1 protein-coding gene and 1 pseudogene are annotated in these 422 nt (G+C 49.8%); both read right to left on the reverse strand.

Annotated features, from left to right (window positions below; genetic code table 11):
• Positions 1-218, reverse strand: a 218-nt coding sequence (locus tag FC75_RS13015) for a helix-turn-helix domain-containing protein (protein WP_235808729.1), incomplete at its 3' end; no start/stop codon positions are given.
• 57 nt (positions 219-275) lie between these two features.
• Positions 276-377, reverse strand: a pseudogene (locus FC75_RS13140) (helix-turn-helix domain-containing protein); the annotation flags it as partial.
• Positions 378-422: the final 45 nt, after the last annotated feature.

A 422-nucleotide genomic window follows, 5' to 3' on the forward strand; every position in this document is an offset into this window, starting at 1 on the left:
CGTAGCTTCTCGGTCTCTGTAAGATCAGCTTCAGCTTTGTGATGGCCCCGGTTATCAACGAGGGCCTCATAACCGCTATCTTTGGCCTTGAGTACCCAGGAACGAGCCTGTTGGTAGGAGACTTGAAAATGCTCCGCAGCTTCGCTGTAGGAGTGCCTGCCCTTGGTCACATACTCGGCCACTTCAATTCGTTCTTCGAATGTTGTCTTCCGACTCATAGTGGGGACCTGCTTTCTGAACGGCGATGCCGTCAAAGTCTTGTCCTCATTATACTTGGAAAGCCAATCATGGAGTTGTCTCGCTGACCGCAAACCAAATCGTATAGCCAATTCGCTAAGCGTTCCTTCGCCAGTTTGATAAGCTAAGACCGCTGCCAGTTTGAGCGATGATGTATAGTGCTTATTCTTCCTAGCTTCACTGAG

The organism is Lacticaseibacillus camelliae DSM 22697 = JCM 13995 (assembly GCF_001436615.1).
Classification (GTDB): domain Bacteria; phylum Bacillota; class Bacilli; order Lactobacillales; family Lactobacillaceae; genus Lacticaseibacillus; species Lacticaseibacillus camelliae.